Source organism: Burkholderia sp. AU19243, from assembly GCF_018148075.1.
GTDB classification, from domain to species: Bacteria; Pseudomonadota; Gammaproteobacteria; order Burkholderiales; family Burkholderiaceae; genus Burkholderia; species Burkholderia latens_A.
The window spans coordinates 603308-622276 of sequence record NZ_JAGSTV010000001.1 but is presented as its reverse complement, the minus strand read 5'-3'; the positions used below and the strand labels follow the sequence as shown (position 1 = coordinate 622276).

At 69.8% G+C, this 18969-nt stretch carries 13 protein-coding genes; 4 read left to right on the top strand and 9 right to left on the bottom strand.

All coding sequences use genetic code 11. The features are described 5' to 3' along the window. Nucleotides 1–8: 8 nt before the first annotated feature. Genes KDW55_RS03045 through bcsB form a run of 3 tightly spaced genes read right to left on the bottom strand, consistent with a single transcriptional unit; the run spans nt 9 to nt 7513 of the window. Nucleotides 9–3947 (bottom strand): cellulose synthase subunit BcsC-related outer membrane protein, encoded by a 3939-nt coding sequence (locus tag KDW55_RS03045; RefSeq protein WP_212161528.1) that lies wholly within the window; start codon nt 3945–3947, stop codon nt 9–11. Next, nucleotides 3932–5161, bottom strand: coding sequence for a cellulose synthase complex periplasmic endoglucanase BcsZ (bcsZ, locus tag KDW55_RS03040; protein ID WP_212161526.1), 1230 nt, complete (start codon nt 5159–5161; stop codon nt 3932–3934). Before bcsZ ends, KDW55_RS03045 begins: the two co-directional genes overlap by 16 nt. Before the next feature lie 3 nt (nt 5162–5164). Further along, the gene (bcsB, locus tag KDW55_RS03035) at nt 5165–7513 is read right to left on the bottom strand and encodes a cellulose biosynthesis cyclic di-GMP-binding regulatory protein BcsB (protein WP_212197857.1); all 2349 of its coding nucleotides are present in this window, start codon (nt 7511–7513) and stop codon (nt 5165–5167) included. A gap of 503 nt (nt 7514–8016) precedes the next feature. Between bcsB and KDW55_RS03030 the strand changes: the two genes are divergently transcribed. Then, on the top strand, nt 8017–9036 hold the full coding sequence (locus KDW55_RS03030; RefSeq protein ID WP_249173822.1) for a sensor domain-containing diguanylate cyclase: 1020 nt from the start codon (nt 8017–8019) through the stop codon (nt 9034–9036). A gap of 288 nt (nt 9037–9324) precedes the next feature. Here the strand turns inward: KDW55_RS03030 and KDW55_RS03025 are convergent, their stop codons facing one another. Continuing rightward, complete coding sequence (locus KDW55_RS03025) at nt 9325–9930, bottom strand: CDP-alcohol phosphatidyltransferase family protein (protein WP_069241943.1); 606 nt, start codon at nt 9928–9930, stop codon at nt 9325–9327. Between the two features lie 442 nt (nt 9931–10372). On the opposite strand from KDW55_RS03025, the gene KDW55_RS03020 reads away from it, so the two are divergent. Further along, complete coding sequence (locus KDW55_RS03020) at nt 10373–11005, top strand: lysophospholipid acyltransferase family protein (protein ID WP_040144924.1); 633 nt, start codon at nt 10373–10375, stop codon at nt 11003–11005. 37 nt (nt 11006–11042) lie between these two features. Then, the gene (locus KDW55_RS03015; protein ID WP_212159960.1) at nt 11043–11972 is read left to right on the top strand and encodes a phosphatidate cytidylyltransferase; all 930 of its coding nucleotides are present in this window, start codon (nt 11043–11045) and stop codon (nt 11970–11972) included. Nucleotides 11973–12092: 120 nt separating this feature from the next. On the opposite strand, the gene KDW55_RS03010 is transcribed toward KDW55_RS03015, so the two are convergent. The 4 genes from KDW55_RS03010 to KDW55_RS02995 all read right to left on the bottom strand — a co-directional run bounded on the left by KDW55_RS03010 (nt 12093) and on the right by KDW55_RS02995 (nt 17238). After that, nucleotides 12093–13922: a methyl-accepting chemotaxis protein gene (locus KDW55_RS03010; RefSeq protein ID WP_212159959.1), complete on the bottom strand. Its 1830-nt coding sequence runs from the start codon at nt 13920–13922 to the stop codon at nt 12093–12095. 305 nt (nt 13923–14227) lie between these two features. Then, nucleotides 14228–14539, bottom strand: coding sequence for a hypothetical protein (locus KDW55_RS03005; RefSeq protein WP_059544017.1), 312 nt, complete (start codon nt 14537–14539; stop codon nt 14228–14230). Further along, a complete protein-coding gene (locus KDW55_RS03000; RefSeq protein WP_040143940.1) occupies nt 14539–15900 on the bottom strand; it encodes an acyclic terpene utilization AtuA family protein in 1362 nt (453 codons plus the stop codon). Before KDW55_RS03000 ends, KDW55_RS03005 begins: the two co-directional genes overlap by 1 nt. 39 nt (nt 15901–15939) lie before the next feature. Further along, the gene (locus KDW55_RS02995) at nt 15940–17238 is read right to left on the bottom strand and encodes a citrate:proton symporter (RefSeq protein WP_212159958.1); all 1299 of its coding nucleotides are present in this window, start codon (nt 17236–17238) and stop codon (nt 15940–15942) included. 97 nt (nt 17239–17335) lie between these two features. Here KDW55_RS02995 and KDW55_RS02990 point away from each other — a divergent pair, with 97 nt between their 5' ends. Beyond that, nucleotides 17336–18232, top strand: a complete 897-nt coding sequence (locus KDW55_RS02990) for a LysR family transcriptional regulator (RefSeq protein ID WP_212197856.1) — start codon at nt 17336–17338, stop codon at nt 18230–18232. Between the two features lie 40 nt (nt 18233–18272). On the opposite strand, the gene KDW55_RS02985 is transcribed toward KDW55_RS02990, so the two are convergent. Then, entirely contained in the window at nt 18273–18866 is a 594-nt protein-coding gene (locus tag KDW55_RS02985; protein ID WP_040143937.1) for a flavin reductase family protein, read from the bottom strand. Nucleotides 18867–18969: the final 103 nt, after the last annotated feature.

Below are 18969 nucleotides of genomic sequence, written 5' to 3'. Positions count from 1 at the left end.
GCGTTCCCCTAATAGTCCGAATAAAGCCGCACCGGCGTCGGCGTGACGAGCCAGCTGCGCTCCGCGCGTGCGTCGAACGCGTAGCGCAGATAGACGAGCGCCGAACTCGGCGCGTAATCGTGCGAGCGGTCGACGTGCAGTTGCGCGCCGACGCTCAGGTGCGGATTCACGCGATACTCGACGATGCCGTTCACGCCGTACGAGAACGACACGCCGCGCGTCGAACTGCCCGTGTAGACGAATCCGGCCGCCTGCTGCGCGGCGCGCTGGTCCGACAGCGTCGGGTAGAACAACGAATCTTTTTCATAGCTGTTCGAGATCCCGCCGGTGACGGTCAAATCCCACGACAGCGCGTCGCGCCGCCCCGCCCATTCGATCGGCACGCCGAGCGACAGGTAGCGCTGCGGACTGTAGTACCCGCCCTGCCCGTACGTGTAGTAGCGCAGGTTCTGCGTGTAGTGCCACGCATTGCCGACGAGGCCGGTGCTCACCCTCATCGTCGCGCGTTCGTACACCGGCACCGTGAAGCCCGAGCGCAGCGTCACTTCCGCATTGCGCTCGACGTTGCGGCCGGACAGCACGCCCGCGCCGAGTTCCGCGAACAGGTTCACGCGGCCGACGTCGACCGCCGCGCGCAGGTTCACGCCGTCGCGCCGCACGCCGCCCCATACCGCGCCCGTCCACGGGTCGCGCATCCCCGCATACGACAGCACGCTGCTCGTTTCGGGCCGGCGCGATGCATTCACGGTGAAGCTCGCCGGGCCCGCGTCGAAGCGGTAGCGCACGCCGCCGACGAGGTAATGCACCGGAAAGCCAAGCGGCGACGTGCCGAGATCGACGCGCCAAGCGTCGGTCCGATAGCCCGCGCCGAGCGCGACGCCCGTCATCGGCTGGTGCAGGTCGCCCTGCGGATGCGCGATCAGCCCGGCGGCAGCCGGATTCGGCGCGAACGGCGCCGGCAACCCGATCGGCGCGTTGAGCGCCGCGTAGGTGCCGAAGGTTTTCAGCGAATACGCGTTCGGGTCGCTCGTATCGAGCGCGCCCGCGTCCAGATGCGCGGTGTCGAGCTGCAGGAACGCGTGCCCGTCGTAACGCACCGGCACCTGCATGTAGATCGGCACCTGCTGCGCACGATAAGCGGATATCCCTTCGTCGCCCGACTTGTACGCGGGCAGCCAGCCGATCTCGATCTCGGGGTCGCGCCGTTGCTCGAGATCCGCGAACGCGGCCTGCGCGGGCGTACGGCCGTCACGGCCGGCGCTCACGCCGGTCATGCGCTCTTGCGACAGCGACAGACGGTACAGCGACGCCGCATCGTCATAGCGGCCCTGCGCCTCGGCCACGCGGCCGGCCGCGACCGTCACGTCGGCGCGCGCCGGATACGCGGCCTGCAACGGCTCGATCACTTGCGCGGCTTCGTCCGCGCGGCGCAGTGCATTCAGCCGCCGCACCACCGACAGGCGCGTATCGACGTCGTCGTCCGGCGTGCGCGCGAGCACCGCCTGCACGCGAGCGAGCGCGGCCGCGCGATGGCCGCTGTCCTCGTCGATGCGCGCGAGCGCGAGCTGCGTATCGGCATCGTCCGGCGTGCGCGCGAGGACCGGCGCGAGCGCGTCGCGCGCCGCGTCGTAGTGGCCCTGCGCACGCTCGAGGTCCGCCAGTTCGAGCGCATAGCGTTTGTCCGCGCGGCCGGCCGGGCTCGCGCGCTCGAGCAGCGTGCGCGCACGCGCATAGTCCTGCTGTGCGATCGCGTCGTCCGTCTGCCGCAGCACGAGCCGCAGCGACTGATCCTCGATGCGCGCGCTCTGGGCCGGCGTCAGCGACGGCTCGCGGCGCAACGCATCGAGCCATGCGGCGAGCGTGTCGTCGCGCCCGGCGCCGCCGAGCAGGTCGCCATAGCGCAGCCGCACGTCGACATCGGCGTCGCGCGGATGCGCGGCGATCCAATCGCGCAACGGCGCGAGCCCGCGCTCGGGCTCGCCCGCATCGATCCACTGCGCACCGACTGCGGCCAGCATGTCCGGATCGTCCGGTGCGCTCGCCTGCGCATGCGCGAGCGATGCGGCGAACGCCGCACGATCGCCGCGGCCGAGCGCGCCGCGCGCATCGGCAAGCGCGTGTTCGGCGTCGAGCTTGCGGGCGAGCGCGCGCATGCCGTCCGAGCGGTGCGCATCGTCGACGCCCGAGAGCGCGGCCTGCGCGCCCGCGACGTCGTCGAGCGAATTGCGGTACAGCGCGGTCGCGTAGCGCATCTCGGGCGTATCGCTCGCCGCGAGCCCGTCGTCCATCACCGTGCGGCCGAGTTGCGGCAAGCCCATGTCGCGATACAGCCGGGCAAGCGCGAAACGCGTCCAGGCCGCATCGGGCGCCGCACGCACCGCCGCTTCGTAACGTTGCGCGGCCGCGCCGCGCTCGCCCTTGTCCGCAAGCGTGCGCGCCTGGCTCGCGAGCAGGTCGGCGCGCAGCCCGTCGAGCGCGCGGCGATCGTCGGCGCCGGTCACGCGGCCTTGCAGCGCATCCAGCAGCGGGCCGATGCGATCCGCGCGGCCGGTATTTTCGTACAGCAGCGCAGTGTCGCGCACGGCCGACAGAGTCGGCGTACGTGCGGCCAACAGTTCGCGCAGCAACGGTTCCGCGCGGGCCCAGTCGTGCTGCGCGAGCAACGCGTCCGCGAGCTGCAGTTTTGCGTCCTGGCTGTCCGGCTGCATCGCGAGCGCGGCACGCGCCGCCCGCTCCGCATCCTGCGCGCGGCCCGCCGACGCGGCCGCGCGGCCCTGCGCGAGCAGGCCCCAGAACTGCGCGGTGCGTGCCAGGCTCTGCCACTTGCCGCGCTGGTCCGTCGACAAAGCCGCGGCCCGCGCGAACAGTGCGCGTGCTTCGTCATGGCGGCCTTCGCGCAAACGCAGCAGGCCCAGCCCGCCGAGCGCGTCGGCGTCACCCGCGCGCGCACGCGCGGCGCGTGCGAGCAGCGGATCGGCGCCGGCCAGGTCGCCACGCGCGAGCGCTTGCAGGCCGCGCTGTTGCGCGATGTAGTCGGGATCCCGTTCGAGCCGCTGCTGCGCATCGCGCTGCTGGTCGAGCGCGGCAACGCGATCGCGGAATTCCGTGTCGTCCGGCACGAGTTCGAGATACGCATGCAACGCATCGCGATACGCGGGATCGGCGCCGGCGGACTGCAATACGCGTCGCCACACCGCCATTGCTTCGGTGTGGTCGGCGTCGGGGCGCTTCGCGAGCGACCACGCGATCCGGTTCGCTTCCGCGCGCGTGTCGGCGCGCTGGTTCAGCAATCGCGCGAGCGCGAGCGCCGCGCTGGTGTCCTGCGGATCCGCCGCGACCGTGCGGCGCAGCGCGGCGATCGCCGGCTCGCGGCCGCCCGGCGCATTGGACACGATCTGGTAGTACTCGGCGCCGAGCGCACCGGACGGCGCGCCATTCGGAAACAGCGCAACGATGCGCCGTGCCGCTTCGTCGGCGCGGCCGCTGCGGGCGAGCAGGCGGATCTGCGCCATCTCGCCGCGCCCGCTCGTCGCGACGCGGTATTCGTCGGCCGCGCGGCGCGTATCCGGAGCCGCGGGCGCACGCGCCTGCAAGCGCGCGAGCGCGGCCTGCGCGCCGCGCGCATCGCCGAGCCGCAGCAGCACGCGCATCTGTTCCGCGAGCAGAGCCGGGTCGTCCGGCGCGATCAGCAGCCCCTTGCGCAGCGCATCGCGCGCGAGGTCGTCGCGATGCTTGTCGCCCCACATGCGCGCGGTCGCGAGCTGGCGCCGCGCGTCGGACAGATCGGCCGCGCTCGGCACCGAAGCCGGCGCGGCCTTCGGCGCGACGGTTTCCGGTGCAGCCGCGACGGTGACGGCGGCCGCGGCCGGCGCCGCCGCGCTCAGGGACGACGCGAGCCACGCGAATCCCGCGACGCGCGGCGCGGTGCGTTTCAACGAGCCGCGCATGAACGCCCCTCCCAGTGCGGGTCGAGCGATCCGTCCGCACCGAACCGGTAGCGGCCGTCGCGCCAGCCGAGGCCGAACAACGTCAGCACGCTCGTGTAATAGCCGGGGGCCGACTGGCGCGCAAGTGTGTCGACGCGCGCCGCCTGCGCATCGGCCAGCGCACGCTGGCCGCGTGCGTCGAGAAACGGCACGGCCGCCGCGGAGAATCCGCCGTTGCCGTCGTTCGGGCCGGCCACGCCGGTCGTCGTATCGACCTTCTCCGGCGGCGCACCGTGTGCGGCGATGTAGTCGGCGAACGGCGCAAAGCGCGCGAGCAGCGGCGCGGCAAGCGGATCGGCGCGATCGAGCATGCCGGCCCACAGGTAGACGCGAATCGCGTTGTATGCGCTTTCCGCGTGGGTCTGCGGATCGGGGCCGAATCCGGCGCCCGCGCGATACAGCGCCCAGTCCGGCGCAAATCCCTTCGGCGCGGTGTCGAGCAGCACGCGGCCGGTGCTGGCCGCGAGCGCGGCCCAGCGGCGATCGTCGGGCAGCCGTGCGGCGAGCCCGCGGATCACCTGCGGCGGCGAATAGCTCGGATTCACGCGCCATCGATCGCTGCCGAGCTTGAAGCCGGTCGGCCCCGGCAGCAGCGTGAGGCCAAGGCCCGGCACGCTGGCCGTCTCGGTGTCGAGCACGCGCTTCGCGAGCAACGCGCCGCGCGCGGTGTAGCTGCGCTCGCGCCACAGCCTGCCGGCTTCGACAAGCGTATACGCGATCCACAGGTCCGCATCCGACGCCGCGTTCGCGTCGAGCACACGCCATGCGCCGTCGGGCGCGCGGCCCCACAGCCACGCCGGCAGGTGCGCGCTCAGGTCGCCCTGCGCGAGGTTGTTCTCGGTCCATGCGAGGATCGTGTCGAACGTGCGCCTGTCGTTCGCGACCAGCGCGAAGAACAGTCCATACGCCTGCCCCTCCGATACCGTGCGCGCATCGGCCGAGCCGACGTCGATCACCCGGCCGTCGGCCGACACGAAATCGCGCTTGAACGCGTCCCAGCGCGGCCATGCCGTGCTGCATTGCGCGTCCGCCGCAACGGCCGCGCCGCCTTGCGCCCCCTGCGCCGGCCCGGCCGTTGCCGCTACAGCACCGGCGGCCGCAACGGCCAGCACGCAGGTTGCGCCGACGCCCCGCGCCGGACGCGTGGCCCATCGCCTTGCGAATGCCCAACCCATCCGTTACATCCCCCGTCGGCGCGCGGCGATTCGCTGCAGCACGCTGAACACGCCGAGCGCGAGCAGCAGCCCCGCGACGACCCCGACCACACCGAGCACGACCGGGTGCCGCGCGGCATGCGTCCACACGCGCGCATACCACGGCACGAAGCCCACCACGTACGGCTCGCCGACGCGCAGGCTGTCGACCTGCCCTGGCCGCACTAGCGCGAGGTCGCCCTGCAATTGCGATACGAGGCCCGGCTTCTCGAACACGTCGAGCAGATCGGCGAGGCGCGCCTGGTCGGTCGCCGTCAGCGCGACGACGCTGCGGCCATGACTGCCCGGCAACTCGAAACCGGCGAGCGCCGCGAGCTGGCCCGTCTGTTCGATATGCGCGCCGCCGTCGGCCATCCCGACGCCGTTGCGCCAGCGCTCCTTCACCGAGAACGCGACGCGCGTCGCGCCGGCGCCGCCCTGCTGGTCGATCGACAGCGGCAGTGCCGTGCGCCAGCGCGACAGCAGCGGCGACGCGGGCGAGCCGTCGATCACGAGCAAGTCCTTGCGCCCCTCGAGCGCGGCGACGTCGCCGGGCCGCGCGACCTGCACGCGCAGCGCCGGAAATCCGGTCCACTGCCCCATGTGGCCGAGCATCGTCAGGTAGGCTTCGAGCTCCTGCGGCGACGGCCGGTCGGGCACCACCACGGCGGTCTGCGACAGGTCCGCGAAACGCGTGAACGGAAAGCCGCTGTTCGCGAAGAACGCGAGGTTCGGCAATTGCGCGTAGTGGACGAAGTGCGAGAAGTCGATCGTCGAATCCGGGTCGATCGCCGCGCGCTGCGGCTCGGTCGCGGTGCTCGAGCAGAGCCCTGTCTTCTGAGAGTCGAGCGTGAAGCGGAACTGCAGCTGGTTGCCGCTGCCGACGCGGAACGCCGGGATGTCGACGTCGCTCGTCACGCGGCCTTCCGGCACCGCGAGCAGCGGCAGCTGCATGCGGCCGCGCGCGTCTTCCGCATGGGCCGGCCCGAGCCGATACGACTTCACCAGCTGGTCGTTGATCTCGACGGCGAGCGTCGAGTTGTCCTGCACGGTCGGCGCGGTGTAGCGGTAGCGCAGCGTGATCGGCACGCCCGAGCCGTTCCACGAATGCAGATCGGCCGGCACGCGCAGGTTCAGGCGGATCGCATCGGGCGACGTGCCGCGCACTTCGAGTTCGCGCGGGTCCGCCACGAGCTCACGGAACGCGATCGGCCGGTTGACCGGCAGCCAGCGCGGCGCGTCGTACGGCTTGCGCGGCGCGCCGAGATCGACGTGCGCAACCGTCGCCGCCGGGCCCGACAGCGCTGCACGGCCTAGCACGAGCGTCGCGACCGCGTCGTCGACTTCGGCAGCCGTGCGGCCCGTCACGATCAGCAGCTTGCGGCCCGGCGCGGCCGGATTGTCGGTTACGGCGAGCAGCGGGCCGTTGACCGACGGCAGCGCGAGCCCGGCCGGCAGCGTCGCGGCCGTGCCGACGACGACGGCCTGATCGTCCGCCGGGAACGTCGCGGCGACCGGGAAGCGCGCCTGCCGGTAGTCGGCCTGCGCGCCGAACCACGACGCGAGTACGCCTGCGCTGCGCAGCGTCGCCGAGTCGGGCGACGCAGGCAGCACGAACGGCAGCCGCAGCAGTCCGTTGTCGCGCCGGTCGAAGAACGGCGCGGGCAGCAGCGCGAGATCGTTCGGCAAGCGCACCGGCGCTTCGTCGAGGATCAGTTCGCTCGTCGGGCTCACGTCGGCCCACAGCGCCGAGTTCGACGGATCCTCGCAATGATCGAGCGTGTAATGCGCGATCAGGCGCAGGCCGATCTGGTTGTAATCGGAGAAGTAGCGCGGATCGATCGGTATGTCCTGCGTGACCATGCGGCCTGCGCGCGGCGCGTCGAACGGAACGGTCGCGACCACCTCGCCGTTCACCGACACCTTCAGATGCGACATCGGGAACACGAGCGACGGCGAATACGCGTAGGTCAGGCGCAACCGCGCGCCGGTAACCACGCGGTCGAGCCGCACGCCCGCATTGATCGTGCGCGCGTCGTCGGCGCCGCGCAGGTGCACCGGATCGAACGCGCCGAGCGACGCGAACGGCAGGCGCACCGTCGTCGCCGGCAGGCCGGCGGCCGGCGCGCTGGCGGCGGCCGGCGCAACCGCGAACGGCGGCACGGACGCGCCGCTGGCGAGCGCCGGTGTAGCCGGTGTAGCCGGTGTAGCCGGTGTGGCCGAAGCGGCGGAGGCCGCGGCGACGGCCGGCACCGGCGCGGCCGATAGCGCGGCCGCATGGAACGCGCCGAACGCGGCGACGGACAGGACGAACAGCGAGGCGGCCGGTCTCATGCGCGGCTCCGCGTGGTCGTTGTCGTTCGGCGATAAAGCGCGCCGCAGCCGGCGCGCGCAAAGCAGCTATGCCCGTGAGTGCACATCCCCACTGCTTCCCCTCAAAGTCTGGCCTGAATGCATTTATCGAAACGATCGGGCGAATTCTTCCGCTACCGGTCGGTCAGACTGCGCTCGCCTGGCACAGGCGCGCGCACATTCGTCACACTATCTCAAAATCGAGACAAAACTCATCCTGATTCGTACGGACGAAGCGAAAAACAACTCAGTTCGGTCGGAAATACGACGCGCGGCGATCGAGTGGCAAAAATTACACCATTGCTGCAGGCCGGGACGACCGGCATACTGCCGGCGCCCAACCGTCGCCCCGGATAACCGGCCGGATGCCGGCTGCGGCCCGTTGCGAGCCGCCCGGAGCAACGCTGCCGCGTGCGCGGCGCGTATCGTACAGCAAGCCGGCACCGCGCGCCGCGCTTTCTCCATGGAAAACTGACTTGAATCAAATGGTCGACACAGCCACCCCTTCCACCGACACGCTGCTGCGCATCATCGCGGTCCAGACCGAGATCGCGAGACTTGGCCTCGATCTCGGCAGCGTGATGGCCTACGTGACCGAGCAGGTGCCGCAACTCACCGGCGCGAGCGGCGCGGCGGTCGAGTTTGCCGAAGGCGACGACATGGTCTACCGCGCCGCATCGGGCTCCGCTGCCGGAATGCTCGGCCTGCGGCTGCGCCGCTCCGGCAGCCTGTCGGGCCTGTGCGTGACGCGCGGCGAACTGCTGCAATGCAGCGATTCGGAAACCGACCCGCGCGTCGATCGCGACGCCTGCCGACGGGTCGGGCTGCGCTCGATGCTGGTGATGCCGCTGACCCACGCCGATACGACGATCGGCGTGCTGAAGGTGATGTCGCCGGACGTCGACGCCTTTTCGGCCGCCGACGCCGGCACGCTGCGGCTCACGGCCGACCTGATCGCCGCCGCGATGTTCCACGCGGCGCGCAACGAGGCCAACGAGCTTTACCTGCGTGCGACGCACGACGCACTGACCGGCCTGCCGAACCGCGCGCTGTTCTACGACCGCCTGCGCCAGTCGATGCATACGGCGCTGCGCGCGAACGGGCGGCTCGGGATCCTCAACATCGACATGGACGGGCTCAAGCCGATCAACGACGGCCACGGCCACCGCGCGGGCGACGCCGCGCTGCGCGAGGTCGCGATGCGGATGCTCGGCGCCGTGCGGCGCTCCGATACGGTTGCGCGGGTGGGCGGCGACGAGTTCGCGGTGATCCTGCCGAACGTCGGCAGCCGCGACGACGTCGACGTGCAGCGCGTACGGCTTGCGCGGCAAGTCGGCGAACCGTTCGAGTTCGAAGGGCAACCGCTGCGGCTCGGCGTCAGCATCGGCGCCGCGATGCTGCCCGACGACGGCACCGACATGAACACGCTGATCGAGCGCGCGGACCGGGCAATGTACGAGGTGAAGCGCACGCGGACGCAGCGGGCTGCGCCCACGCTCGCGTAACGCGGCACGCGCGGCGCCCCTTCCGTTCAGGCCGCCGCCGCACGCGCCCGATCGGCATGGCCGTGCCGCGCCACCTCGATCGCGCGCACGACCGCGGTTCACCGGACGATCGCGACCGGCGCGCGGGCTGGGCGAATGCCGCTGGCGATAGAGGCGCGTGTCGACGTCGTGCGTGACGAGGCCGGCGTCTCGCGCCGCGCGTGTGCTCATCCGATGTCTCTCGTTTCGTTATTCGAATCTTGCGGCGCCGCCGTCCGGCGCCGGTTCATCCACGGCGATCGACCGCCGTCAGCCGCCCGCTTCCGCGACACCGGCCCGCACGCGCCGCACCGCCGTCACGATCGACAGCACGATCAGCAGACGCCACAGCCACGCGGCGACGCCGCCGACCGGCAAACCGAAGCCAATCCACAACGCGAACGCGCCGAGCGCGAGCGCACGGTCGCTCTTGCCGAACGGGCCGTCGTAACGGCGCGTCGCGCCGGCGAGCGGACCGATCAGCCCCGCGCATTCGACGATGACCGCCGCCAGCGCGAACAGCCACACGTCTGCCGGCGCGAATGCGGGAATCGCGAGGAACGGCAGCACGAGCGCGACATCGGACACGACGTCGCCGAGCTCGTTCAGATATGCGCCGAGCGTGCTCTTCTGCCCGTGTTCGCGCGCGAGCATCCCGTCGATCGCGTTGAGCGCCATCCGCACGAAGAGCCAGATCGGGATCAGCAGGAACAGCACGCGAGCGAACACGCCGAGCCCCGCGAGCGCGCCGACGACGATCGAGCCGCCGGCCGCGAACAACGTGACCTGGTTCGCGGTGACGCCGCGCGCGGCAAGCGAATCCGCGAACGGACGCAGTTTGTTCTGGAATTTCGGTTTGAGTGCGTAGAGGCTCATCGTTTTATTTGGTTCGGCACGTTCGGACGCGTTTGCCGCCGCCATGCCCCGGGCGGCGCGACCGCCAGCGGCGGGCGCCGGCGGGTGGCCGTAATCGTCGCCGACGGGCCCGGATGCGTCAAGCTGCGCCGCGCGCCGCGCAATCTGGCGTTTTCGGCGGAAACTCGCGATAATCCGCTGGCCCGCAAATGCAGCAATCCATTCGAACTGCAAACGGGCGCTCGTGCAACAGCCGAATATCACACCGTCGAACGGCGATACGCCGGCGCGCAACGTGCGCGGCGTATCGTCCGGTGATCTCGGCCCTGCGACAGGCAGCCACGAATTTGAAAAAACTTGAACAATGGCCGTTCGGCGCGCATCCTGCCGCGCCGGCATTCCGGGAACCCGCCCGCCGCACATCCGCGGCCGCGCGGGCATGCACGCAGGAGGCGCCGCGCCGATGAACATCGTCAACGTGTGGCAGCGCGATTTCCTGCTGTCGATCGTGCGGCTCGTCGCCGGCGCGTATCCGATCTGGCATCAGGCGCCCCCTTCGCCAACGCAGAAAATCTACTTCTCGAACCATACGAGCCACATCGACACGCTCGCGATCCTCGCCGCGCTGCCGCGCGACGTGCGCGCCGTGGTGCGGCCCGTCGCGGCGCGCGACTATTGGGACAGCGGCGACCTGAAGCGTCACATCGCGCAGAAGCTGCTGAACGTCGTGCTGATCGACCGTCACCGCGAAAGCGGCGGCGATCCGTTGGACCCGGTGCGCGATGCGCTGCGGCAAGGCCACTCGATCATCATCTTCCCGGAAGGCACGCGCGGCGCCGACGTGTTGCCTCAGCCGTTCAAGAGCGGGCTGTTCCATCTCGCGACCGAATTTCCGGACGTCGCGCTCGCGCCGGTCTACCTCGAAAACTTGCAGCGGATCATGCCGAAGGGCACGATCTGGCCGGTCCCGCTGATCTGCAAGGTGCACTTCGGCGCAAACGAAGCACTCGGCGCCGGCGAAGACAAGCCCACCTTTCTCGCCCGCATGCGCGACGCGATCGTCGCGCTCGCGCCGCCGCAACGGCCGGCCGGCTGAACCCGGCGCCCTCTTCTTTCCTTTTCCGGATCTCTTCATGCGTACTCTCTTCTGGGAACTGGTCGCGGGCGTCACCGGCGTGCTCGCGCTCGCTACCGTGATCGGCGCGATCCTCGGCGCGCGCAGCGGCGGCACCAGCGCGACGATCGTCAACCTCAACCAGCGCATCCGCGCGTGGTGGGCGATGATCGCGATCATGGTCATCGCGATCGGCCTCGGCAACAACGTCACGTATATCGTGTTCGCGCTGCTGTCGTACCTGACGCTGCGCGAATTCATCACGCTCACGCCCACGACCGCGAGCGACCATACGACGCTGTTCATCGCGTTCTTCATCGCGATTCCGGTGCAATACCTGCTGCTCGCGATCAACTGGTACGGGATGTACTCGATCTTCGTTCCGGTGCACCTGTTCTTCGCGATGTCGCTGGTCTCGGCGCTTACGCAGGACACGCGCGAATTCCTGAGTCGCAACGCGAAGATCAACTGGGCGCTGATGGTGTGCGTGTACGGCCTCAGCCATGCGCCTGCCGTGCTGATTCTCGACATTCCGCGCTACACCGGGCAGAACGCGCTGCTGCTGTTCTTCTTCCTGTTCGTCGTGCAGATCAGCGACGTGTTGCAGTACGTGGTCGGCAAGCTGTTCGGACGCCGCAAGATCGCGCCGCGGCTGTCGCCGTCGAAGACGGTCGAGGGCTTCATCGGCGGCGGGCTGCTCGCGACACTGTGCGGCGCCTCGCTATATCGCGTAACGCCGTTCGGCTTTGGCGCGGCGTTCGGGATCTCGCTCGCGATCGTGATCGCGGGCTTCGTCGGCGGCCTCGTGCTGTCGGCCGTGAAGCGCTCGCTGGGCACGAAGGACTGGGGCTCGATGATCGCGGGCCACGGCGGGATGCTCGATCGCGTCGACTCCGTCTGCTTCGCCGCGCCGGTGTTCTTCCATCTCGTGCGCTATCTGTACGTGTGATGCATGGGCGGCGCTACGCCGCCCGTGGCGTACACGGCCGTCAATCGCCTTCGCGCAGCGCGTTCGGCACGATGCAGCGGCCGCCCATGCGCGCGACCCCGCATCGTGCGGACTGCGCGCTCACGCCCCTGCCGCCTCGGCGACCCGCGGTCGAGCCAGCTTGAATTCGCCGACCATCTCCGCGAGCTGCGCTGCCTGTTCGCGCAGCAGCGCGGCAGCGGCGGCCGATTCCTCGACGAGCGCCGCGTTCTGCTGCGTCGAGTGATCGAGCTGCGACACCGCCTGGTTGACCTGCGCGAGGCCGGTGCTCTGCTCGGTCGCGGCGATCGTCATTTCGGAGATCACGCTGCTGATGCTGCGCACGCCGTCGACGATTTCGTCCATCGTCGCGCCGGCCGTCTGCACGAGCCCAGAGCCGCCCTCGATCTTCTCGACCGACGACTGGATCAGCTGCTTGATTTCCTTGGCCGCCTGCGCGCTGCGCTGCGCGAGCGTGCGCACTTCACCCGCGACCACTGCGAAGCCTCGCCCGTGCTCGTTCGCGCGCGCAGCTTCGACCGCCGCGTTCAGCGCGAGGATGTTGGTCTGGAAAGCGATGCCGTCGATCACGCCGATGATGTTCGAGATTTCGCTCGACGCCTTCGTGATTTCGCCCATCGTCGCGACCACCTGGCTCACGACTTCGCCGCCGCGCAGCGCGACGCCCGACGCGGATTCCGCAAGCCGGTTCACCTGGGTCGCGGAATCGGCCGAATTGCGGGCCGTGCCGGCGATCTCCTCGAGCGCCGCGGCGGTTTCCTGCAGGCTCGATGCCGCATGTTCGGTGCGACTCGACAGATCCTGGTTGCCCTGCGCGATTTCCGCGCTCGCCACGCTCACGGATTCGCTGAAGCCGCGGATCTTCAGCAGGATCGTGCTGATCTTTTCCGCGAACAGATTGAATGCGCGCGCGATCTGCGCGGCTTCGTCGGAGCCGTCGGCCTCGAGCCGCTTCGTCAGGTCGCCGCTTCCGCTCGCCACGTCGGTGAGCGCGTCGCGCACGAGCAGCACGCGCTTGAATGCCGCGTTCGTCAATGCGCCGACGAGCGCGGCCGCCACGCACGCGACGACGAGGATCGCGATGAGCGTCGTCGTCGCGACGGCGCGCATGCCGGCCGTCACGTCCGACCGGTCGAGCGCCATCACCAGCGACCAGTCGGTGCCGGCGATCGCCTGCGCGCGCAGCAGCTTGGTCGCGCCGTCGATGTCGACCGCCACCGGCCCCGGCGCGGCTTGCAGCCCCGCGAGGCGCTCCGGCGTCAGATCAGGCGACAACTGCGTTGCCGGCTTCATGATCAGATCCGTCTTCGCGCCTGCAATCACGCGCCCGCTACGATCGACCAGGAATGCAAAGCTTGCCGGCGTCGGGTGCATCGATGCGACGATCGCACTCGCGCGCTCCATATAGAGGCTCGCGGCCAGCACGCCTTTCAGCGTGCCGGCGCGAATGATCGGTGCGGCAAACGCGAACGCCGGCTTGCCGGTCGACGCGTCGAGGTACAACGCCGTGACGACGAGCCGGCCGGCCTCGACGGCCTGCTTGTACCACGGGCGCGCGGTCGGATCGTAACCTGCGGCAAGCGGCACGTTGGACACCGCCGTGCGATCCGGCTGGCCGAGCGTGAGCACCTGGAAACCGCCCGACTTGCCAAGCAGCGTCAGCGCGGGCAGCGGATCGCCGTCGCCGACCGTCAGCGTATCCGCGAGCGCCTGCGTCTGTTGCGCGCGGCTCGCGATCCATTCGTCGATCGCGATTGCATGGCCGGCCAGCACGGACTTCAGGTTCTGGTCGATGGTTTCGTCGTTGTGCTGCTTCACGACGTAATACACGAGGCCGCCGGTCACGGCGAGGGCCGTGACCACGATGGCGACGCAAGTCGCCAGAATCCGGGCGCGAATCGATGACAGCATGATGACGATGATCTCCGTTGCCGCGTTGTTCGAGTAATCAATGGGTGCTCGCAGTCGTTCTATCGGCCGCCCGCCGTCCAACTTGAGGTTAGACTGGTCAGACCAACGAAAAAAATGCGTGCGCCCCTTGCGGCACATCCATCCCGCTGCCAGATCCTGCGCAGCGATCGAGCCGGAAGCCCCCCGCCGATTCCACGCAGACCCGACCGGTATCGACCCGCCCGACCGCTGCGCGACGGGCCATGCAACCGAACCGCGACGTCGACGTCGCGCGCCGGGCGCGACGGCATCCCGCGATTACGCGATCAAGCAGGCTCCGGCACGTCGATCGCGAGCAGTGCGGCGCTCACCGACTTGCCGTGCGCGTCGAGCGCAAGCGAGCGCGTGACGCCGCCGCCGAGCGCATCGTGCAGCACGAAGTTGAACGCGGCGAGCGCCGGCAGCTCGTAGCGGACGACGTCGCCGCGCACGATCCCGCCGAGCCACGCCTTCACCGCCCGCGCATCGAGATGCGCGCGCAGGTGTTCGTAGTGCCGCGGATCGCGGCAGATGACCGACACGTTCAGCGTATTGCCCTTGTCGCCGGTACGCGCATGCGCCAGTTCACGCAGTTGCATCATGCCTCCACGAATGAAAACGACGGCGTCACGGCCGCGCGCGGCAGCAGCACCGACTGCACCGCGATCACTTCGCGCGCCGCTTTGAACGCGCCGCCGCCGCCCGCCGGCCCGTTCGTATAAAGCGTCTCGACTTCGTTGCCGATGCGCGCGGCCTCGGCCGCAGTCGCCGTCCGGCCCGCGACCCTCACGCGCACCTCGGCCGGCTCGCCGCGCATGGCGGGCGTCGCGTCCCCATACAGCGCATCGACGCCGATCAGATCGAAGCGCAGCTCGGTCGCAGCGACACCGGTGAGCGCGAGCCGCTCGCGGACGATGTCGCGTGCGAGCCGCGCACGCGCCAGCGCACCGGGGCCGCCGTACGAGATCTGGCCTTCGCCGATCCAGCCGTCGACGTAAGCGACCGACACTTTCAGCGTATCGGTACGCGCGCTGCCGCGCCCGCCCGTCACGCGCACGCGGTCCGGCGCTTCTTCGGCGACGCTCACCCGCGTGAAATCCGCGACGACGTCGGGCTGCAGATAGCGCGCCGGATCGTGAATCTCGTACAGCAGCTGTTCCTTGCACGTCGCCGCACTGACGCGGCCGCCCGCATGCGGCACCTTCGTGATCACGACCGAGCCGTCGGCCGCGACCTCGCCGATCGGAAACCCGAGCCGCGCGAGATTCGGCACGTCCTTGTAGCCGGGGTCCGCGAAATAACCGCCCGTCACCTGCCCCGCGCATTCGAGCAGATGGCCTACCACCGTCGCCTGACCGAGCGCGTTCCAGTCGTCCATCCGCCAGCCGAACGCATGGATCAGCGGCGCGGCGAACAGCGCCGGATCGGCGACGCGCCCGGTCAGCACGACGTCCGCGCCGGCCGCGAGCGCAGCGACGATCGGCGCGGCGCCGAGATATGCATTGGCGGACACGATGCGGTCGCGATACGCGGCGACTTCGTCGCCCGACTCCTCGAAGCGAAACGCGCCGCGCAGCACGACGTCGAGCACGTCGTCGCCTTCGACCGCCGCGATCTTCAGGCCCGCGATGCCGAGCGACTGTGCGATCTGCGCGGTGCGCCGCGCTGCCGCACGCGGATTCGCGGCGCCCATGTTCGACACGATGCGCACGCGTTTCGCCGCCGCCACCGGCAGCACTGCGTGCATGCGCGCGTCGAGCAGCGGATCGTAGCCGAGCGACGGGTCGTTGCGCCGCGTCTGCTGCGCGATCGCGATCGTGCGTTCGGCGAGGCATTCGAAAACCAGATAGTCGAGCTGCCCGTGTTCGGCCAGCTCGACCGCGGGCTCTATCCGGTCGCCCGAGTAACCGGCGCCCGCGCCGATGCGCACGCAACGTTCGTGTAGAGGCTGTGCAGTCATGTCCGTACCGTCATCCGGCGCTCGCGCACCGGGGAAAAATCAGAAAACGCCGAGCGCGACGGACGCGATCGTCATCACGATCGACGCGCCGAACAACAGCGGAAACGTGAACTTCTGGTGCTCGGCGAGCTCGATGCCGCACAGGCCGACGACGAGGAACGTCGCGGGCGTCAGCGGGCTGACCGGGAACCCGGTCGTCATCTGGCCGAGCAACGCCGCCTGCCCGACGTGCACGGCCGGCACGCCGAGCTGGCCGGCCACTTCGGCAATCACCGGCAGCACGCCGAAATAGAACGAATCCGGATCGAACAGCATGCTGAGCGGCATCGACCCGAGGCCGAGCGCAACCGGGATATGGCCGGCCATCGACGGCGGCACGAAGCCGACCGCGGCCTGCGCCATGGCCTTCAGCATCCCGCTGCCCTGCATGATGCCCGTGAACACGCCGGCCGCGAGCAGGATGCCGGCCATCATCAGCGCCGCGCGCGCATGCGCGTCGATGCGCTTTCTCTGCATGTCGACGTCCGGGTAGTTCACCATCAGCGCGATGCACAGCCCGACCATGAACATGATCGCGGGCGGAATCTTCTCGCCCATCACGACCATCGTGCCGAGCACGACGAGCGTCAGCACGAGGTTGAACCAGAACAGGTGCGGCCGGCGCAACGCCCGCTCGTCAGCGCTCAGCTCGCGCGTGGGCAGCGGGATCGACGCATCGTCGCGCGTCAGGCCGAGCCGCTTCTCCTCGCGCCGCCCGAGCCAGTACGCGACGCCGAACACGAACGCGAGCCCGATCGCCTGCACCGGAATCAGCGGATTGAACAGCGCCGACACCGGCACGTGCAGCGACGCCGACGCGCGGATCATCGGGCCCGTCCACGGCAGGAAGTTGATCCCGGCAGCCATCGACACCGCGGCGGCCAGCACGCGACGATCCATCTTCAGCCGGTCGTACAGCGGCAGCACCGCCGGAATCGTCACGAGGAAACACACGGCGCCCGAGCCGTCGAGGTGGATCAGCAGCGCGAGCAGCGTCGTGCCCATCACGATCCGCGTCGGCCGCGTGCCGACCGCGCGCAGGATGCGGTCGATGATCGGATCGAGCGTCCCGGCATCGGTGATCGTCCCGAAATAAAGGATCGCGAACACGAACATCCCGACCACGGGCGCAAGGCCCTTCAGCCCGTCGATCACGAATTTGCTCGTGTGCAGCCCGAAGCCGCCGATCAGCGACGCCGCGATCGGCACGACGATCAGCGCGACGAGCGGCGACATGCGTTTGGACAGGATCGCGGCCAGCAGCACCACGATCGTGCCCAGCCCGAGTAACGGCAGCATCGGTGTCTCCTACCTTGTCTTTTATTGGGCACGAGCGTAAGGTCGGCGCAGCAATAGCACAATTGAAATGATTTGATCGCAGCAATCACGAACGATTATGGATCTCAACCTTCGCGACATTCGCGCATTCGTCACCGTCGCGCACGCCGGCAACTTCACGCGCGCGGCTGCGAGGCTGCATCTGTCGCAGCCGGCGCTGACCGTGCAGATTCGTCGGCTCGAGGAAATCGTCGGTGCGCGGCTGTTCGACCGCAACAGCCGCAGCGTCGCGCTCACGCAGACCGGGCGCGAACTGCTGCCGCTGCTGCAACGCTCGCTCGACGACATGGAGCGCGTGTTGCGCGATGCACGGGCGCTCGGGGAAGGTGCGAGCGGCACCGTGCGGCTCGCGTGCCTGCCGACGTTCGCGTCCAGCCTGCTGCCGGAGTTGATCCAGGCATTCCGCCGCGACGTGCCGCGCGCGGGTTTCGACATTCGCGACGGCGTCGCAAGCCTCGTCACCGCGCTGGTGCGCAACGAGGAGGCCGATCTCGGGCTGACCGGCGGCGATACGTTCGACGCGTCGCTGCACGTGCTGTATGCAGGCGCGGACCGGCTAGTCGCCGTGTGCCCGAAGGATCATCCGCTCGCGCGCAAGCGCCGCGTGCGCACCGCCGACGTCGCGGCCGTGCCGCTCGTGTTGACCGCGCGCGGCACGAGCGTGCGCAGCGTCGTCGATCGCGCGCTGGGGACGGCCGGCTGCACGCCCGAGATCGCGTGCGAGCCGACGTACATGATGACGGCCGTCGCGATGGTGCGCGGCGGCCTCGGCGTGACGATCCTGCCCGCGACCGCGCGTGAAGTGCGCGCCGAGCCGGACCTCGTCGCCAAGCCGATCGACGACCCGGCGTTCGTGCGCCCGATCGCGCTCGTCGCGAAACGCGGACGCACGCTGCCGCGCGTCGCCGCGGCATTCGCCGACGCGATGCTCGCGGCGTTGAAAAAGCGCGGCTGAATCGCGCACTTCGGACGACCGGGCGGTACTGCCGCGTCGCTTACTGCGCGTCCGTCCGATCGGGGTCGACGTGCAGCGATTCGCCGATCGCGTAGAAGTTGCCGCCCGCGATGTAGTGCAGGCTGCGCAGCGCCGGGTCGGCCGATTCGAAATACCAGTGCCCATCGCGGAACACGCGCGTGTCGGACCACGCGCCGATCACTTCGCCGATGAACAGGTCGTAGGTCTGCTGGTTGTGCGGTTCGGGAATCAGCTTGCACGCGAGCCAGCCCGAGCAGCCGGCGACGAACGGCAGGTCGTGCCCTTCGACGTCGAACAGCATGACGCCCGCCTCGCGCAGCTTGTCCGGCTGCTCGGCGAGACTGCGGCTGCCGACCGCATGCGTGAGCCGCAGCTGCGCGGCCGTCGGTATCTGGATCACGAACGCGCCGCTGCGCTCGACGAGTTCGCGCGTCTTTGCGGATTTGTCGAGCACGACGGTCAGCTTCGGCGGCAGGAAATCGAGCGCGCACGCCCACGCGGCCGCCATCACGTTGTCGACGCCGTCGTGGCGTGCCGACACGAGCACGGTCGGACCGTGGTTGAGGAGACGGTAAGCCTTGTTCAGCTCCACCGGTGCGATGTGACTGTCCATATGGGTTCCTGGTAGGCGGCGCGCACGTAAATAACATATCTGCCACGCCGCGCGCGATCCAATTCCTTCAATAATTAATTGACGAATCGACGACAAACGCGCC

Excerpts from the sequence above, each read along its gene's own strand:
- KDW55_RS03045 (WP_212161528.1), bottom strand. The coding sequence starts at position 3,947 with ATGCGCGGCTCGTTGAAACGCACCGCGCCGCGCGTCGCGGGATTCGCG.
- bcsZ (WP_212161526.1), bottom strand. The coding sequence starts at position 5,161 with ATGGGTTGGGCATTCGCAAGGCGATGGGCCACGCGTCCGGCGCGGGGC.
- bcsB (WP_212197857.1), bottom strand. The coding sequence starts at position 7,513 with ATGAGACCGGCCGCCTCGCTGTTCGTCCTGTCCGTCGCCGCGTTCGGC.
- KDW55_RS03030 (WP_249173822.1), top strand. The coding sequence starts at position 8,017 with ATGGTCGACACAGCCACCCCTTCCACCGACACGCTGCTGCGCATCATC.
- KDW55_RS03025 (WP_069241943.1), bottom strand. The coding sequence starts at position 9,930 with ATGAGCCTCTACGCACTCAAACCGAAATTCCAGAACAAACTGCGTCCG.
- KDW55_RS03020 (WP_040144924.1), top strand. The coding sequence starts at position 10,373 with ATGAACATCGTCAACGTGTGGCAGCGCGATTTCCTGCTGTCGATCGTG.
- KDW55_RS03015 (WP_212159960.1), top strand. The coding sequence starts at position 11,043 with ATGCGTACTCTCTTCTGGGAACTGGTCGCGGGCGTCACCGGCGTGCTC.
- KDW55_RS03010 (WP_212159959.1), bottom strand. The coding sequence starts at position 13,922 with ATGCTGTCATCGATTCGCGCCCGGATTCTGGCGACTTGCGTCGCCATC.
- KDW55_RS03005 (WP_059544017.1), bottom strand. The coding sequence starts at position 14,539 with ATGCAACTGCGTGAACTGGCGCATGCGCGTACCGGCGACAAGGGCAAT.
- KDW55_RS03000 (WP_040143940.1), bottom strand. The coding sequence starts at position 15,900 with ATGACTGCACAGCCTCTACACGAACGTTGCGTGCGCATCGGCGCGGGC.
- KDW55_RS02995 (WP_212159958.1), bottom strand. The coding sequence starts at position 17,238 with ATGCTGCCGTTACTCGGGCTGGGCACGATCGTGGTGCTGCTGGCCGCG.
- KDW55_RS02990 (WP_212197856.1), top strand. The coding sequence starts at position 17,336 with ATGGATCTCAACCTTCGCGACATTCGCGCATTCGTCACCGTCGCGCAC.
- KDW55_RS02985 (WP_040143937.1), bottom strand. The coding sequence starts at position 18,866 with ATGGACAGTCACATCGCACCGGTGGAGCTGAACAAGGCTTACCGTCTC.